The following is a 15,308-nucleotide window of genomic DNA, read 5'->3' as shown; positions in this document are numbered from 1 at the left end:
CCGAGAGCGGAATTAGCGCATGGCCTGTGAACACTTATAAAGGCGCAACAGCAGTCTCATGCTCAATGAAAAGCGGGTGAGATGTAAGAGTGGGTGTCAGGCTTGTCAACGTATCGGAAATGGGCGACACCTTCCCGACCCTCTGGCTCGAATGGCATGGCGGTCCCGGATGACAACTGGGTGATCGCCTCACGGGCTGGCACATTTTGGCCCCCTTGCCATGCCAGCGGAGTGCCGGAGATTTTCAGACCATGCTGGCGAGCCCGTTTCTGGCCGGCCAAGGAGACAAGTGATCCCATGTCGAACACGACCCAGCGCCTGCTGCGCGCCGCCAGCCTCGCCGTCCTGCTCACTGCCGCTCCGGCACTTTCGGTCTTCGCCCAGGACAGCACCGCGCCCGCAGTGGCAGCCGAGGCGGTGGACCCAGGCACCGTCGTTGCAACTGTCGGCGATGAAAGCATCACCGAAGGAGACTTGGCCTTTGCCGCCGAGGACATGGCCCAGGACCTGGCCCAGATGCCGCCCGAGGAGCGCCGCGCTTTCCTCGTGCGCATCCTCATCGACATGAAGGTCATGTCGAAGGCCGCCCGCGAAGCCGGCATGGACCAGACCGAGATCTTCGCCCAGCGCAAGACCTATCTTGAGGAACGAGCCCTGCGCCGCGCCTATTTTGCCGAAGCCATCGCCGGCTCCGTCACCCAGGAGGCCGTGCAGGCCGAATATGACGCCTATGTCGCCCAGTTCGCGCCGGTCGAGGAAATTCGCGCCAGCCACATCCTGGTGGAAAGCGAAGACCTGGCCAATGACCTCAAGGCCAAGGTCGACGGTGGCGCCGATTTTGCCGCGCTGGCCCGCGAGCATTCCATCGACCCCGGTGCTGCCAATGGTGGCGACCTCGGCTTTTTCGGCCGCGGCATGATGGTTGAGCCCTTCGAGGAGGCCGCCTTTGGGCTCGCCGAAACAGGCGACGTTTCCGCGCCCGTCCAGTCCCAGTTCGGCTGGCACATCATCAAGCTGGCCGAAAAGCGCCAGTCGGCGCCGCCGGCTTTCGAACAGGTCGCCCCCCAGATCCAGAACCAGCTGCTGATGGATACCTTCACGGCCAAGGTCGACGAGCTGATGTCGGGTGTTACGGTTGATATTGTCGATCCCGACCTCAAGGCCAAATTCGACGCCCAGGAAGCCGCCGAGGCCGGTGCGGCAAGCACACCCCCGACCGAGTAAGCCGGCTACTGCCGAACGGAAACCAGGCCCGGCCATCGCGCCGGGCTTTTTCTTTGCTATCCATGATAGACCGGCACGCCACGAAGGATCATGTCGACCACGTCAGGCGCCTTGCCGAGCGCCTCTTCCAGCTGTCCCAGCAGCAATTGGTGCCAGGCATAGGAGACGACAAGGTCGATCACCAGCGCCGCATCGGTCTCTTCGGGCACCTCGCCCCGCGCCCTGGCCCGCTCGATGATGCGCGCCGCGTAAAGCTTGCGTTCATGCTGATAGGCCAGGAGTACCTCGGCGGCCCCGGCATCGGTCTGGGCTTCGGCCACCACTGCCCGATAGACCGTGCCGCAGAGACTGTCCTTCCAGAAACCGAGCAGGTGATTGACGAGAAAATCGCTGAGATCGCCGCGCAGCGTGCCGGTATCGGGGAAGCTTTTGGCGTTTTTGAAGCGCTTGTAGACGTCCAGCATCAGCGCCGTGCGGTGCGGCCACCAGCGATAGATGGTGGGCTTGCCCGCCCGCGCCCGCCGCGCCACTGCCTCGATGGAAAAGCCGGCAATGCCGCTTTCCCGCAGCAGCGCCTCGGCCGCATCCAGGATCGCCTCCTGGCTGGCCGGATTGCGGCGCGCCCCGATGGAGCGGCGGGCATTGTCCTCCTCGTCAGGCGCGACAGGAATAGTTTCAGCGTCTGGTTTCATGCCCCCAACATGCCCCAGAACATCCTCGAAGAAAAGACTTGAACGAAACGGCTCGTTTCGGTTATAAAACGAAACGTAGCGTTTCGATAGGAGTTTCCGATGTCCCTCCCCGCCCGCCTTCGCCTCACCCTGTTGATGACCCTTTCGGTCTATCCGGTGGTGACCCTCTATCTCTATGTGCTGATGCCCCTCACCAATGGCTGGGAAATTTGGCAGCGCAGCCTGATCCTGGTCCCGATGATGTCGGCGACAATTGTCCTGCTCGTCGTGCCCTTCATCAACAGGCGCTTTTCTGAGTTCATTGCCGGCCGCAAACCGCTCCCGGTGTGATGCAACCGGTTACGCCGGGCGCGCGTTGCGCTCTCCCGCCAGGACGCAATTTGGAACTTCGGTGCCCCTCATGCTTTAGTCACTGAGCGTCATGAGGGGGGCACCATGTTCAAAAGCTTCGTTATCAATCCGCCGGTCTTTTTCGGCTCGGTGATCATCATCGGCCTCTTTCTGGCCGTTGGCGTGGTTTTTCCCAGTGGCGCGAGCGAGTTCTTCAGTGCCTTGCAAGCGGGCATCCTCACCAGCTTCGGCTGGCTCTACCTCCTGTCCGTTGGCATTTTCCTGGTCACCGTGCTGCTTCTGTGCCTGGGCCGCTTCGGCCGGCTGAAGCTCGGCCCAGACGATTCCACCCCCGACTTCAAGTTCACCTCATGGATTGCCATGCTCTTCGCCGCCGGCATGGGCATCGGCCTGATGTTCTATGCCGTAGGCGAGCCCATGACCCATTTCATGGCGCCCCCGACAGCCGAGCCGCGCACCGTGGAAGCCATGCGCGAGGCGATGAGCGTGACCTTCTTCCACTGGGGCATCCACGCCTGGGGCATCTACGCGGTTGTCGGCCTGTCCCTGGCCTATTTCGGCTATCGCTACAATCTGCCGCTCACCATCCGCTCGGGCCTCTACCCCCTGCTCAAGGAGCGCATCAACGGGCCCATCGGACACGCGGTCGATATCTTCGCCATTGTCGGCACCATGTTCGGCATTGCCACATCCCTGGGCCTTGGGGTTTCCCAGATCAATGCCGGACTCAACTACCTGCTCGGAATGCCCGTGGGGCCCATGGTACAATTGCCGCTGATTGCCGGCATCACCGCGCTGGCCACGGTCTCGGTGGTCACAGGCCTCGACAAGGGTGTGCGCATCCTCTCCGAGACCAATCTGGTGGTGGCCATCCTGCTCATGATCTTCGTGCTGGTCTTCGGCCCCACGGCCGATCTCTTCCGCGATTTCGTGCAGAATCTGGGTCTTTATCTCGACACGCTGGTGCTGCGCACCTTCAACATCTACGCCTATGAACCCACGCCCTGGATCGATGGCTGGACCCTGTTCTACTGGGCCTGGTGGATTTCCTGGTCGCCCTTTGTCGGCATGTTCATCGCCCGCATCTCGCGCGGCCGTACGGTGCGCGAATTCGTCACCGCGGTGCTGTTCATCCCCGCGGGCTTCACCTTTTTCTGGATGACCGTCTTCGGCAATACCGCCATTTTCATCGATACCGGCGTGGCCGCAGGCGAACTGGGTACCGCCATCGCCAACGACGTCTCGGTGGGGCTCTTCCAGTTCTTCCAATACCTCCCCTTCCCAGCCGTCACCTCAACCCTTGCGATCCTGCTGGTGGCAATCTTTTTCATCACCTCCTCGGATTCTGGCTCCCTGGTCGTCGATTCCATCGCCGCCGGCGGCGAGACTGCCACCACCACCGGCCAGCGCGTCTTCTGGTGCGTGCTCGAGGGGGTCGTGGCCGCCTCGCTGCTTCTGGCCGGTGGATTGGGGGCCTTGCAATCGGCCACCATTGCCAGTGCCCTGCCCTTCACCTTTGTCATGCTGGCGCTGGTCTGGTCGCTTTACATCGGCATGCGCGCCGACCTGGCCCAGCAGACCACCCATGCCAATGCCGGCTTCGCCCCCGCCCAACCGGCCGCGGGCATCACCTGGCAGCGGCGGCTGGGCCTGATGCTGCGCGCGCCTGGCCAGGGCGATGTCGATCAGTTCCTGGCAAAGGAGGTGCGTCCGGCCCTTGAACAGGTCGCCAGCGAACTCACGCAGCGGGGTCGTCCTGCCGAGGTGATCGAGGAAGAGGGCGGCGCCATCGCCCTTAGGGCGCCCGCTGAGGGCATGCGCGACTTTGTCTATGGCGTCAGCACCAGCAGCCAGCCGCTGCCCATCCTGGCACCACTGGACGCCGGCAAGCCGGATCTGCGCTATGAGGCCCGCACCTATTTCTCCAGCGGCGGCCGCGGCTATGACATCATGGGCATGCACCGCGACCAGATCATCGCCGATGTCCTGGTGCAGTTCGAGCGCTACCTTCACCTGGTCCATTCCCCCGATTCCCAGATACTGCATGCCGCGCCGGAGCATCCCAGCGGCACCTGATCGAGCGGAACTGCTGTCTGCGGCGGGCGTCTTGCGCCTGCCGCAGCTTTGGGGCACACCCTTCCCACCGCGTTTTGCCCGCTCAAGGTTCGTCTCATGGCCGCCCATCCGGTTTCCCCCCTCGCTCCAAAATCCTATCCGGACCTGCCCGCCATCGCGGGCGTGCGCTTTGCCACGGCCGAAGCCGGGATCAAGTACAAGAACCGCACCGATGTGCTGTTGATGGCCTTCGATGAGGGCACGGTGGCCGCTGGCGTTCTGACCCGCTCGAAATGCTCCTCGGCCGCCGTCGACTGGTGCCGCGCCAACCTGCCGGGCGGCAAGGCACGGGGCCTAGTTGTCAATTCAGGCAATGCCAATGCCTTTACGGGCATCAGGGGCAAGGACAGCGTGCAGCAGACCGCCGAGATCGCCGCCAAGGCGCTGGACTGCGCTACAGGCGAAATTTTCCTCGCTTCCACCGGCGTCATCGGCGAGCCGCTTGATGCCAACAAATTTGCCGGCGTGCTGGACCAGAGTGCCACCCGTCTCGGTGCCACGCCCTGGATTGAGCCGGCCAGGGCCATCATGACCACCGACACCTATCCAAAGCTCTCCGGCGCCGTGCTGGAGATCGACGGGGTCGAGGTCAAGATCAACGGCATCGCCAAGGGCTCGGGCATGATTGCCCCCGACATGGCCACCATGCTGAGCTTTGTCGTCACGGACATGCCCATCGCCGCCGATGTGCTGCAGGCGCTTCTCGCCAGGCACAACCAGGCCAGCTTCAATGCCATCACCGTGGACAGCGACACCTCGACTTCCGACACGCTCCTGGCCTTTGCCACCGGCAAGGCGGCGGTCGAACCAATCCTCAGCCTCGATGATCCGCGTGCCGAGATTTTTGGGCAGGCGCTGTTCGATGTTCTTTTCGAACTGGCCATCCATGTGGTGCGCGACGGCGAAGGCGCCACCAAGCAGGTGTCCGTGCATGTCGAGGGCGCCGTCACGGACCAAAGCGCCTTCCGCATCGCCAAATCCATTGCCGATAGCCCCCTGGTCAAGACCGCCATTGCCGGCGAGGACGCCAATTGGGGCCGTGTCGTCATGGCCGTGGGCAAGGCCGGCGAACCGGCCGACCGCGACCGGCTTTCCATCCGCTTCGGCGATCTGCTGGTGGCCAGGGACGGCGAGCGCGTCGCCGGCTATGACGAGGCCGCCACCAGCGCCTATATGAAGGGCGAGGATCTCGAACTCACCGTCAGCCTCGGCCTCGGCGAAGGCCGCGCCACGGTCTATACCTGCGACCTGACCCATGGCTACATCACCATCAATGGCGATTACCGGAGCTGACGTGAGCCTGCCCGACGCCCAGACCATTGAACGGGCAGGCCTATTGGCCTGGCCCGGTATCGAGGAAAAATGGGATGGCGCCTGGGTGCGCCGGGCCGCAGGCGGCTACACCAAGCGCGCCAATTCCACCCAGTGTTTTGATCCTGACGATTTCGAAGACGCCGACCTGCGGGTGATCTCTGCGTGCTCATGGATGGTGATCCGCAAGATCCGCCCGGTCTTTCGCATCACCCCGCTTTCAAGCGCTGAACTCAACGCCACCCTGGACGAATCCGGTTGGCAGACGCTTGATCACAGCCACCTGCTGGCCATGGAACTTGCAGAGCACCAAGCAGACGACAATGCCGAAATCCTGCCCGTGCTCGACCCGAAATTCCTGGCCGTGGCCCAAAGACTGCAAAACTATGACGCTGCTGCCATGACGGGCATGACCAACCTGCTTGCCGTGCTCAAGGTGCCCGCAGTGGGCGTGGTCCTCACCCGCGATGGGGTCGCTGTCGCCTCTTCCATCATGGCCATTGCGGACGGCATCGTCGTGACCGGCAATGTCGTGACCGACCCGCAGCGTCGCCGCCAGGGCCTTGCAGCGGCCATGATGCGCTCCGGCCTGGCCTGGGCCAGGCGCGAAGGCGCCAGATTTGCCGCCCTCAATGTGCAGGCCGACAATATTGCGGCCAGGGCGCTGTACCAGGGCCTTGGCTATACCCATCAGTACGACTACCACTATCGCGTTCCCGGAGCGCAAGCGTGACCGACAAGCCCATCCTGCTCGTCGTCGCCTGCGCCCTGGTCGATGCCGACCGGCGCGTGCTCATTGCCCAGCGCCCCGAGGGTAAGTCCATGGCAGGCCTATGGGAATTCCCCGGCGGCAAGGTCGAACCGGGGGAAACGCCGGAGGCAGCGCTGATCCGTGAACTGTCCGAGGAACTGGCCATCGAAACCCGCGAGGCCTGCCTGGCGCCACTCTCCTTTGCCAGCCACGCTTACGAAAGCATTCACCTGTTGATGCCACTTTACGTCTGCCGCAAATGGCAGGGAACTCCGGTGGCCCGCGAGCACATGGCCCTCAAATGGGTCCGCCCGCAGGCCCTGCGTGACTATCCGATGCCGCCGGCGGACGAGCCACTGATCGCAGCCCTTTGCGATCTACTCTAGAGCGTGATCAGCAAAAGGTGCAGACTTTTGCGGTTCGATCACGCGACATTAAACAGCTTGGAGCCCATTTCGATTCTATCGAGATGGATACGGCTCCGACGGCCAGAAGGCCGCGATGCATGGAGCAGAAATGCTGGCGCAGAACTTGCGGCGTTTTGCCGAGGACACTTCCGGGGCGACCGCCATTGAATATGCCTTGCTCGGCACATTGATCGCCGTCGCACTGGTCGCCAGCTTTACCCTCGTGGGCGACAGTGTCGCCAACATGTTCGGCTCGGGCACGACCGGGGCCACCGGCACCATCAACAACGCCGTCAACAGCCTCTGAAACAACCTGTCAGCAACGCCGCCCGACTCAGGGCCGCGCGACGATCTTGTAACGCTGCCCGGGTACCACGGGGTCGCCCGGATAGAGGTTGTTAAGGATATAGAACAGCTCTCGCGCGCCGGAAATATCGACCATCTGCTGGGCCAGCCGGTCGGCTGAATCGCCTGCCCGCGCGGTGACCAGGCGGATGGCCAGCTGCCGGATCTGGCTCAAGTCTGCCGCGTTGGTCTGGCGGAAGCTCTGGATCGTGGCCTCGGCGCCCTGCCGGAAGCGATCGCTGTCGCTCTTGGCGGCAAAGATGAAGCGATAGACATCGCCATTAAGCCGCATTACCGCGACCCGGAAGAACCATTGGTCCGTCTGGGCCAGGCCCGAGGCCATTTCCAGGCCATTGTGCTCCTGTGCCACCACCGTATCGACCTTGAGCCCGGCAATCCATCCGGACTTGAGATAGTCGGTGAGCGACATGTTCTCCTGCACCTGAGCGCTGTCGAAGCGCACCGCTTCGCCATCGCCCGCAACCCCGACAACGGCGCTTTGCGAGGTTTGCAGCGCATAGCCCTGCGGCACGGTAAAGGTGAACCTGTTGGCCGGGTGAATGAAGCGCTGGCCCACAACAGAGCCCTGAGCCGGGCTGTCGCCAAAGCTCATCCCCGAAATGGCCGAGAGATAGGCTTCCCGGTCAGATTCGCCGATCTCGGTCGCTCCGAACATGCCGCGCGTCGTCGACATCGCCGTTTCGATGCGCGCCGGTGTCGAGGGATGGGAAGAGAGAAACCCTTCGCTGCCGCTGGCGGCGCCGGCCGAGAAGGCGGCAAACCGGCTCATCACGCCAAGGAACCGGGCGGCGGCCTGTGGATCATATCCTGCCTTGCCGGCAAACTTGATGCCTTCCTTGTCGGCATCCAGTTCCTGGTTCTGGCTGAACGCGGCGAGTTGCTCGCGGGTGCGATTGGCGGTGGCATCGGTTGAGGTGTCGCCCCCGAAAATGCCGGTAATCACCCGGTCAACGATCTGGGTCTGGCGCGTCCTGTCGGTGCGCGCGCGCGCATGGCGCAGCGTCACATGCGCGATCTCATGAGCCAGAACCGCTGCCAGTTCGCTGGTGTCGGAGGCCAAAGCCAGGATACCGCGCGTCACATAGATATAGCCGCCAGGCAGCGCGAAGGCATTGACCTCGGACGTGTCGAGAATGGTGATCTGGAACTTGGCATTGGGCTGGTTGGATGCGGCCAGCAGGCGCCCCACGATCCGGGCCACCATGATCTCGGCCGGTCGGTCCTCATAGACCCCGCCATAGGCGGCAATAATGCGCGGATGCTCACGCAGGCCCAACACGGCGTCATCGGGTTCGGTACCCTCGGGCACCACATTCGGCGCCCGGTTGTCGCCGGTGCGCGCCACATTGACGCCCGAGCCGGTCAGCGAGGTACAGGCCGACAGCGCCAGAAGACTGACGGCCAGAACCCCGATCCGAAATGCCCTTTTGCCCAATTGCGCACTCATCGCCTGGCCAGAACCTCGATCTGCTCGGGATGAGTGACTTCGATGCGCGGACCATCCCGGTCGTCCACCCATCCGCGCACCCTTATGAGCGCGCCCTCCAGCGTCAGCGGATCGAGCCCGTCCTGGGCAAACAACCTCAAGGCCGCAGCTTCGATCACCACGGTGAAGTCTTCCTTCCAGAACCGGCCGAAATTGAGATAGACCCGCGAGCCGCTGCGGTCCGCCAGCAGCACGCGCCCTTCCACCAATTCGTATTGTCCTGCCCTGCCAATCAGTTCGTCCGGGCGGTCCGCCGCCTGCACGCTGTAATAGGGATCGGCCCAGATGCCAAGCCGCTCCGCACGCGCCTGGGCTTCGCCCGCCAAGAGTTGATCAAGGCATTTCCTGTTGTCGGGAAAGGAATAGACCCGCGCCAGCCCGTTCTGCACCATGCGCAATTGCGCCCAGACCTGTTCATCAACGGGCTCCTGGACGAACACATGCGCCAGGGCCCGCTCATAGCGGTCCACTTCCTCGCCGCCATAACCCAGCAAAACGGGCTTGTTCAGCACCAGCGTCTCGAGTGCTGCCTTGGCCTCGGGCGCCAGCGGCCAGGTGGGAAACCCCTCCCGTCCCAGCGGCAGCTTGGGGGCCTGCGTGCCGATCATGCGCACCACCAGCCCCGAATCAAGCACCACCGTGTCGCCATCGGTGACCTGGGTAACCACGCCGCCCGGCGCCATTCGCAAAGCCTCGCAGGCCAGCGCAGCAGCAGGGTTGAGACCAATCAGCATGGCGGCTGTCACGGAAGCGATAGTGGTGCGACGCAAGTGAAAGCCCCTTTGTAATTTCGCGTTCACCATGCACCCAAATGCGGCAAAAAAAGATTACCGGCCGGCAGGGCGCGCCGCCGGGGTCCCGGCCCCACCCTACCCATTGCCAAGCCCGCCCGCTACGGCCAAGCTCACGGCCTTCGGAGGGCGCCATGAGCAAGAGCGGAACAGTCAGGACCGGAACAGCCGGCTGGGTCTATGAACCCTGGCGCGGCACCTTTTTCCCACCGGGCCTGGTGCAGAAAAAAGAGCTGGCCTATGCCACCAGCCGCCTCACCAGCATAGAGATCAACGCCACCTTCCGCGCCAACCAGAAGCCCGCCAGCTTTGCCCGCTGGGCCGGTGAGACGCCCGAGGGCTTCCAGTTTTCGGTCAAGGGTCCGCAATTGGTCACCCATATCAAGCGGCTGAAGAATTGCGCTGAGCCGCTGGCCAATTTCTTTGCCTCCGGCCCGCTTGCCATGGGCGCAAGGCTCGGGCCCTTTGTCTGGCAATTGCCGCCCAACCTTGTCTATGACGCCGCCAGCTTCGCCGCCTTTCTCGAGCTTCTGCCAAAGGATATCGATGCCTATCTGGCTCTCGCCGGTCAAGCCGATGGGGCCAAGGGGGAGCCCTTTCTCGACGCCAGCCATGTCGGTCCCATCCGCCATGCCATCGAACCGCGTCATCCCAGTTTTGACGCCCCCGAGGTCAACGCCCTCCTGGCAAAGCACAATATTGCCCGGGTCGTTGCCGACACGACAGAGAGCCCCGCTCGCGACCTCACCGCTGATTTCGCCTATTGCCGCCTGCAAGGTCCGGCCCGGCCGGATGCTGAGGGTTATGGCGCTGCGGACATCCAGGATTGGGCCAGGACTATCGGCAAATGGCGCGATGCGGGCCACGACGTCTTCGCCTATTTCGTGCATGAGGACAAACTGCACGCCCCGGCCAATGCCATCGCCCTGCGCCAGGCGCTGGGGGTCACCCTGCCCGGCGACTGATCACAGCTAAGTTTGCATCTGGATTTCGCCACAGCCGCATCCTATTCCCTTCCCATCAAAAGCGTCACCACGAGTTATCCATGTCTTCAGCCCGCCCCCTCGACAAGATCGCCGCAGGCCTTGCCTTCATTCTCGGCCTCGCCACCATTCTGGGCGCGCTCGGGTCGCAATTCATCGGCGGCTTGCAGCCCTGTGAGCTCTGCCTCGAACAGCGCCTGCCCTATTATTGGGGCCTGCCGCTCCTGGCGCTGGTGCTGATATTGTGGAACCGGCTGCCGCTGCCGGTCTGGTATCTGGCCATGGGCATTATCACGGCGCTCTTTGCCTGGGGAACCTATATGGGCGGGTTTCATTCCGGGGTCGAATGGGGCTTCTGGCCTGGCCCGACAGCCTGCACCGGGGTCGGCGAGGCCCTCTCGATGGACATGCTCGACAACCTCCAGCCGGTCATCGGCTGCGATGTGGTACAGTTCCGCTTCCTTGGTCTCTCGCTGGCCGGCTACAACGCCCTGGTGTCACTTGCCGTCGTCAGTCTGCTGATTGCGGCAATGGTGTTTCAGCGTCGTAGCAGCCGGGCCTGAGCTCACGGCTCCAGTTCGATGTCCCAATAGAGATAGTCGAGCCAGCTCTGGTGCAGATGGTTGGGCGGGAAGGCTCGGCCGTTATTGTGCAGGTCATGCACGCTCGGGGCATAGGGCGCCTGATGCGGGAACATGCGGATTTCGCTCGGCAGCCGATTGGCCTTCCTCAGATTGCATGGCGCACAGGCGGCCACGACATTTTCCCAGGTGGTCAGGCCGCCCTTGGAGCGGGGAATGACGTGATCGAAGGTCAGGTCATGGGTGCTGCCGCAATACTGGCACTGGAAGCGGTCGCGCAGAAACACATTGAAACGGGTAAAGGCCGGATGCCGTGCCGGCTTCACATAGTCGCGCAGCGACACGACGCTGGGCAGCCGCATCTCGAAGCTGGGCGAGTGGATGACCGTGTCATATTGCGAGACGATGTTCACGCGATCCAGGCACACAGCCTTGATCGCATCCTGCCAGGACCATAATGACAGGGGATAGTAGCTGAGCGGCCGGAAGTCGGCGTTCAGTACCAGGGCGGGACAAGCCTCAGGCGACACATGGATAGTCACTTGAGTCTCCCAAAACGGGAATCGCGTAAGTCCATAGCCCTCTTATACTAAGCCCTTTGTGTCGGGCATGTGAAGCCGGGGCACTAGGCTTATTTTTGGCTCACCCGCGCGATGAAATCGGTTGCGAAGGCGAGACCATCCGGGGCAATGCCATGGGCCACGCCGCGACTGACGTGGTAGCTGACATCGAACCCGGCCTCTCGCAGGACCGCATCGGCTTCGGCGCTGAGATTGGGATCGACCGTCCCATCCATGTCGCCATGCACGAGGCAGATCGGCGGCTGCGCCAGGTCCTCGCCACCAAATTCATCCGGCGGCAGGAACGCGCCGGAAAAGCCGATGATCCCCATCAGCCGCTGGCTGGCCGGCAGGGATGTACCCACATGCAGCGCCATCATCGTCCCCTGGCTGAACCCCGCCAGGATGGTGCGGTCAGGCGCTATGCCGGTCTGCGCCCAGAGCTCGGTGAGGAAATCGACAAGCACCGGACGCGCCCGTGTGACCCCGGTCTGGCGGCTCGCCAGCCGGTCGCCATTCAAATCGACGGCGAACCATTGATGGCCGAACCCGGTCATCGCCGCCGGCTCAGGCGCATGCGGCGACACGAACAGCGCGCCGGGCAGCAGGTCCCGCCAATGCGGCGCCAGCCCGATCAGGTCATGGCCGTCGCTGCCATAGCCATGCAGCAGCACCACCGCGGCATCGGGCGTCTGGCCATTGGCGGGCGGCAGCATGGGTCCGGACAATCTGGTCATAAAAGGCTCGATTCCCTTTGCTTGAGCGCCGCGAAATAGCGCCAGAACAGCAGGGCCGCCGCCGAACGATGCGGCGACCAGTCCTGCGCGAGCCCGACCATCTCCTTGATCGTCGGGCGAGCGTCAAGGCCAAGACCATGATGGGCGGCCTTGAGCAGCGCCAGATCCCCGGCCGGAAAGATGTCCGGGTGCGCCGCGCAGAACAATAGATAGACCTCCGCCGTCCAGGGCCCGACCCCCTTGAGCGCCACCAGCCGTGCAATCGCCTCTTCGGCCGGCAGGATATCCACGTGTGCAAAATCGAGCTCGCCGGCCGCCACGGCCTCCGCCACCGCCCGCAGCGCCAGAAACTTGCCGCGCGAAAAGCCCGATCCTCGCACCATTTCCTCGCTCAGATCGAGATAGCTTTCCGGCTCCAGCGCTCCGGGCAGCAGCGAAAACCGCCCCCAGATGGCTGCGGCACTCTGCACCGACAATTGCTGGCCGCAGATGACCTTGGCCATGCCGGCAAATCCCCTGGGGTTGACCCGTGGCAAGACCGCACCGACCGCCTCATGCATGGGCCGCAGCGCCGGAACCAACCCGGTCAGCGCTTGCAGATGCCAGGCTACCCCCTCGGGAGTGTCGATACGCGGTGTCGCCGCAGTGGTAAAAATGCTATTGGCCGTCAACCCGAAACCGTTCTGATCCATGTCAAGACCACTTCTCCGCTTCGCACCCAGCCCCAATGGCCATCTCCATCTCGGCCACGCGCTCTCCGCCCTCGTGACCTGGAGCGCCGCGGACCTGCTCGGCGGCACCGCCCTTCTGCGCATCGAAGACATCGACCTCAACCGCTGTAAACCCGAATTTACCGAATCGATCTCCGAGGACCTCGCCTGGCTCGGCCTCACCTGGCCTGAACCGGTCCTGGTCCAGTCCGAGCGTTTCGAGCTCTATGCCGAGGCCGCTAACCACCTGCGCGACGCCGACTTGCTCTATCCCTGCTTCTGTTCGCGCGCCGATATCGCCGAAAATGCCACCGGTACCGACCCCGACGGCGCCCCGCTCTATCCCGGCAGCTGCCGACACCTCTCCAATGCCGAACGCATCGAACGATTGCAACGCGTCGATCCGGTGCAGTTCCGGCTCGATACCCAAGCGGCCCTCAAGCGCACCGGCTTTCTGACCTTCTCGGTCATCGGCCCCACACTGCACGACCGCCCGCAGATCCGCTACGCACGCCCCGAGCGCTGGGGTGATGTGGTGCTGCAGCGCAAGGACACCCCCACCAGCTATCATCTGAGCGTCGTGGTCGATGACGCGGCACAGGGCATCACCCATGTCACCCGCGGCCGCGACCTCGAAGCGGCGACCGATATCCATGTGCTGCTCCAGATGCTGCTCGGCCTGCCGAGCCCCCTCTATCATTTCCATCGCCTGCTGCTGGGCAACGATGGGGGGAAACTTTCCAAGTCAAAAGGCTCGCGAAGCCTGCGCGATTTACGAGCCCTGGGCTGGACGCCCGAGGATGTACGCCGCGCGGTGGGCCTCTAGCGCGTCTTCCCGATCCGCCCCAGATGGGTGTCCTGAAAGCTGGATGTAGATTTCAGCCCATAGCCCAGCATGCGGTCAAAGCCTGAATGGGCCAACCACAACGCCCCCAGGGCAGCGACAAGCGGCAGGCCCAGCACGCCGCCCAGGGCAAGCAGAACCGCCCCGAACGCATAAACATGCACGCCATTGTAGATCACCGATCCGATACGCGGCCCCAGCCCATAGGCGGCAAAGCTGAGATCGGGCACGAAAAACAGCAAGAGCGCACCCGACCAGGCCAGGTCAGCTCCGGCCAGCCCATAAAGGCCCAGCCCGGCGGCAAACACCAGCGCGCCTTCGACGCGCTGCCAGATAACAAATTCACGCATCTCGATGATCCTTTCCTGCCCGCTCATGCCGCTTTCCGGCTCTCGACCAGCTCGTTGACAGTTGCCGCCACGGCCGTCTCGAATGGCGTGGTGAACCCCTCGCCCAGGAGCGCATCGAGCCGCGGGTCGACCAGTTCCATCTCATGGGTCCACAGATAGCGCATGCGATAGATATCGCGCACCACCGGGTCGACAAGGCCCATGGCCCGCAGCATCCACCAGGGAAGCGGCGCCACCTTCATCTGCCGGCCTAGGCCCTCCTGGATCGCCGCCATCAACTGGCCATGCGATACCCAATAACCGGCAAAATGGAAATTCTCGAAGGCAGCAACGCTCGCGCGCTGCTCGGCCACCGCCGCAAAGGCCCGGGCGAGATCAGGCAGATAGGCCCAGCTATGGCGCAGCTGGAGATCGCCCATGTGATAGAGCCGCCCCTTGTCCTGGTCCATCAGCATGGCGCTTTCGAACCACTCGCCGCGATTGCGCGGCCCGAAGAAATCCCCAGCGCGAATGATGATCACCTTTATGCGCCCCGAGGCCGCTGCGTCCGCGAGCATCTGTTCAAGCCTGATGCGGATTGCGCCACGCGGCTTTTCCCCGCTCTGGCGCAGGCCCGGTGAAACGGTGCGGTCGCCGGCCCGATAATTATAGATCGTGCCGGGAAACAGCAGCGTCTTGCCCGAATTACCCATGGCGTCGAGCACCACCTGCAATTGCTTTTCGGCCCGTCCCTCGCCCCATTGGTCATAGCGCAGGTGCAGGCCATGGACGACCACATCGGCATCGGCGATGGCCGCCCGCACCACCGCGACATCATCGGCATCGCCGGCGACGAATTGCGTGCCATTGACTGGCTTGCGATTGCTCCGCCCCAGGCCCGTCACTGCCCAACCCGCTTCGTGAAACGCGATCATTGCCGCATTGCCGATATGGCCATTGCTCCCCAGAACCGTAACCTTACCCTTGGACATGCCATGCTCCTTTGCTGTTGCTGGAGCCCAAGATCGTCGATACAACGATGAATATCGATTGGCAGATAATCTGGGTTT

Annotated in this window: 18 protein-coding genes; 10 read left to right on the top strand and 8 right to left on the bottom strand. The window is 63.4% G+C overall.

Going from position 1 to position 15,308, the window contains the following annotated elements:
- Positions 1–297 precede the first annotated feature (297 nt).
- Positions 298–1,224: a peptidylprolyl isomerase gene (locus tag ACXYMS_RS17900; protein ID WP_458908206.1), complete on the top strand. Its 927-nt coding sequence runs from the start codon at positions 298–300 to the stop codon at positions 1,222–1,224.
- A 56-nt stretch (positions 1,225–1,280) separates the two neighbouring features.
- On the opposite strand, the gene ACXYMS_RS17895 is transcribed toward ACXYMS_RS17900, so the two are convergent.
- Positions 1,281–1,916 (bottom strand): TetR/AcrR family transcriptional regulator, encoded by a 636-nt coding sequence (locus tag ACXYMS_RS17895; RefSeq protein ID WP_458908205.1) that lies wholly within the window; start codon positions 1,914–1,916, stop codon positions 1,281–1,283.
- Positions 1,917–2,015: 99 nt separating this feature from the next.
- Between ACXYMS_RS17895 and ACXYMS_RS17890 the strand changes: the two genes are divergently transcribed.
- From ACXYMS_RS17890 to ACXYMS_RS17865, 6 genes are all read left to right on the top strand, one after another.
- Positions 2,016–2,246: a hypothetical protein gene (locus tag ACXYMS_RS17890; RefSeq protein ID WP_458908204.1), complete on the top strand. Its 231-nt coding sequence runs from the start codon at positions 2,016–2,018 to the stop codon at positions 2,244–2,246.
- Between the two features lie 105 nt (positions 2,247–2,351).
- Positions 2,352–4,343 (top strand): BCCT family transporter, encoded by a 1,992-nt coding sequence (locus ACXYMS_RS17885; protein ID WP_458908203.1) that lies wholly within the window; start codon positions 2,352–2,354, stop codon positions 4,341–4,343.
- A 96-nt stretch (positions 4,344–4,439) separates the two neighbouring features.
- Positions 4,440–5,675 carry a bifunctional glutamate N-acetyltransferase/amino-acid acetyltransferase ArgJ gene (argJ, locus tag ACXYMS_RS17880; protein ID WP_458908202.1) on the top strand — a complete coding sequence of 412 codons (1,236 nt, stop codon included), beginning with the start codon at positions 4,440–4,442 and terminating at the stop codon, positions 5,673–5,675.
- A 1-nt stretch (position 5,676) separates the two neighbouring features.
- Positions 5,677–6,426 (top strand): GNAT family N-acetyltransferase, encoded by a 750-nt coding sequence (locus tag ACXYMS_RS17875; RefSeq protein ID WP_458908201.1) that lies wholly within the window; start codon positions 5,677–5,679, stop codon positions 6,424–6,426.
- Positions 6,423–6,830, top strand: coding sequence for a (deoxy)nucleoside triphosphate pyrophosphohydrolase (locus ACXYMS_RS17870; RefSeq protein WP_458908200.1), 408 nt, complete (start codon positions 6,423–6,425; stop codon positions 6,828–6,830). The genes ACXYMS_RS17875 and ACXYMS_RS17870 overlap by 4 nt, the downstream gene beginning before the upstream one ends.
- Before the next feature lie 115 nt (positions 6,831–6,945).
- A complete protein-coding gene (locus ACXYMS_RS17865) occupies positions 6,946–7,158 on the top strand; it encodes a Flp family type IVb pilin (protein ID WP_458908199.1) in 213 nt (70 codons plus the stop codon).
- A 27-nt stretch (positions 7,159–7,185) separates the two neighbouring features.
- Here ACXYMS_RS17865 and ACXYMS_RS17860 read toward each other — a convergent pair whose 3' ends face one another.
- Both ACXYMS_RS17860 and ACXYMS_RS17855 read right to left on the bottom strand, forming a co-directional pair.
- Complete coding sequence (locus ACXYMS_RS17860) at positions 7,186–8,664, bottom strand: M48 family metalloprotease (RefSeq protein ID WP_458908198.1); 1,479 nt, start codon at positions 8,662–8,664, stop codon at positions 7,186–7,188.
- Positions 8,661–9,473 (bottom strand): thermonuclease family protein, encoded by an 813-nt coding sequence (locus tag ACXYMS_RS17855; protein WP_458908197.1) that lies wholly within the window; start codon positions 9,471–9,473, stop codon positions 8,661–8,663. Before ACXYMS_RS17855 ends, ACXYMS_RS17860 begins: the two co-directional genes overlap by 4 nt.
- Positions 9,474–9,628: 155 nt before the next feature.
- Between ACXYMS_RS17855 and ACXYMS_RS17850 the strand changes: the two genes are divergently transcribed.
- Both ACXYMS_RS17850 and ACXYMS_RS17845 read left to right on the top strand, forming a co-directional pair.
- Positions 9,629–10,459 carry a DUF72 domain-containing protein gene (locus tag ACXYMS_RS17850; RefSeq protein WP_458908196.1) on the top strand — a complete coding sequence of 277 codons (831 nt, stop codon included), beginning with the start codon at positions 9,629–9,631 and terminating at the stop codon, positions 10,457–10,459.
- 80 nt (positions 10,460–10,539) lie between these two features.
- Positions 10,540–11,040: a disulfide bond formation protein B gene (locus ACXYMS_RS17845; RefSeq protein ID WP_458908194.1), complete on the top strand. Its 501-nt coding sequence runs from the start codon at positions 10,540–10,542 to the stop codon at positions 11,038–11,040.
- A 2-nt stretch (positions 11,041–11,042) separates the two neighbouring features.
- Here ACXYMS_RS17845 and ACXYMS_RS17840 read toward each other — a convergent pair whose 3' ends face one another.
- The 3 genes from ACXYMS_RS17840 to ACXYMS_RS17830 form a co-directional block, all read right to left on the bottom strand.
- Positions 11,043–11,600: an HNH endonuclease gene (locus ACXYMS_RS17840; RefSeq protein WP_458908193.1), complete on the bottom strand. Its 558-nt coding sequence runs from the start codon at positions 11,598–11,600 to the stop codon at positions 11,043–11,045.
- Between the two features lie 89 nt (positions 11,601–11,689).
- Positions 11,690–12,355: an alpha/beta hydrolase gene (locus ACXYMS_RS17835; protein WP_458908192.1), complete on the bottom strand. Its 666-nt coding sequence runs from the start codon at positions 12,353–12,355 to the stop codon at positions 11,690–11,692.
- Positions 12,352–13,047, bottom strand: a complete 696-nt coding sequence (locus ACXYMS_RS17830) for a DNA-3-methyladenine glycosylase family protein (RefSeq protein WP_458908191.1) — start codon at positions 13,045–13,047, stop codon at positions 12,352–12,354. The genes ACXYMS_RS17835 and ACXYMS_RS17830 overlap by 4 nt, the downstream gene beginning before the upstream one ends.
- On the opposite strand from ACXYMS_RS17830, the gene gluQRS reads away from it, so the two are divergent.
- A complete protein-coding gene (gluQRS, locus tag ACXYMS_RS17825) occupies positions 13,046–13,891 on the top strand; it encodes a tRNA glutamyl-Q(34) synthetase GluQRS (protein ID WP_458908190.1) in 846 nt (281 codons plus the stop codon). The genes ACXYMS_RS17830 and gluQRS overlap by 2 nt on opposite strands.
- On the opposite strand, the gene ACXYMS_RS17820 is transcribed toward gluQRS, so the two are convergent.
- A complete protein-coding gene (locus tag ACXYMS_RS17820) occupies positions 13,888–14,286 on the bottom strand; it encodes a DUF4260 domain-containing protein (protein WP_458908189.1) in 399 nt (132 codons plus the stop codon). The two genes, gluQRS and ACXYMS_RS17820, sit on opposite strands and share 4 nt — an antisense overlap.
- On the bottom strand, positions 14,283–15,230 hold the full coding sequence (locus ACXYMS_RS17815; RefSeq protein WP_458908188.1) for an NAD-dependent epimerase/dehydratase family protein: 948 nt from the start codon (positions 15,228–15,230) through the stop codon (positions 14,283–14,285). The genes ACXYMS_RS17820 and ACXYMS_RS17815 overlap by 4 nt, the downstream gene beginning before the upstream one ends.
- Positions 15,231–15,308 lie beyond the last annotated feature (78 nt).

Source organism: Devosia sp. CAU 1758 (assembly GCF_054482695.1).
The sequence above is the reverse complement of the archived record's forward strand: the minus strand, read 5'-3'. Positions and strand labels throughout refer to the sequence as shown.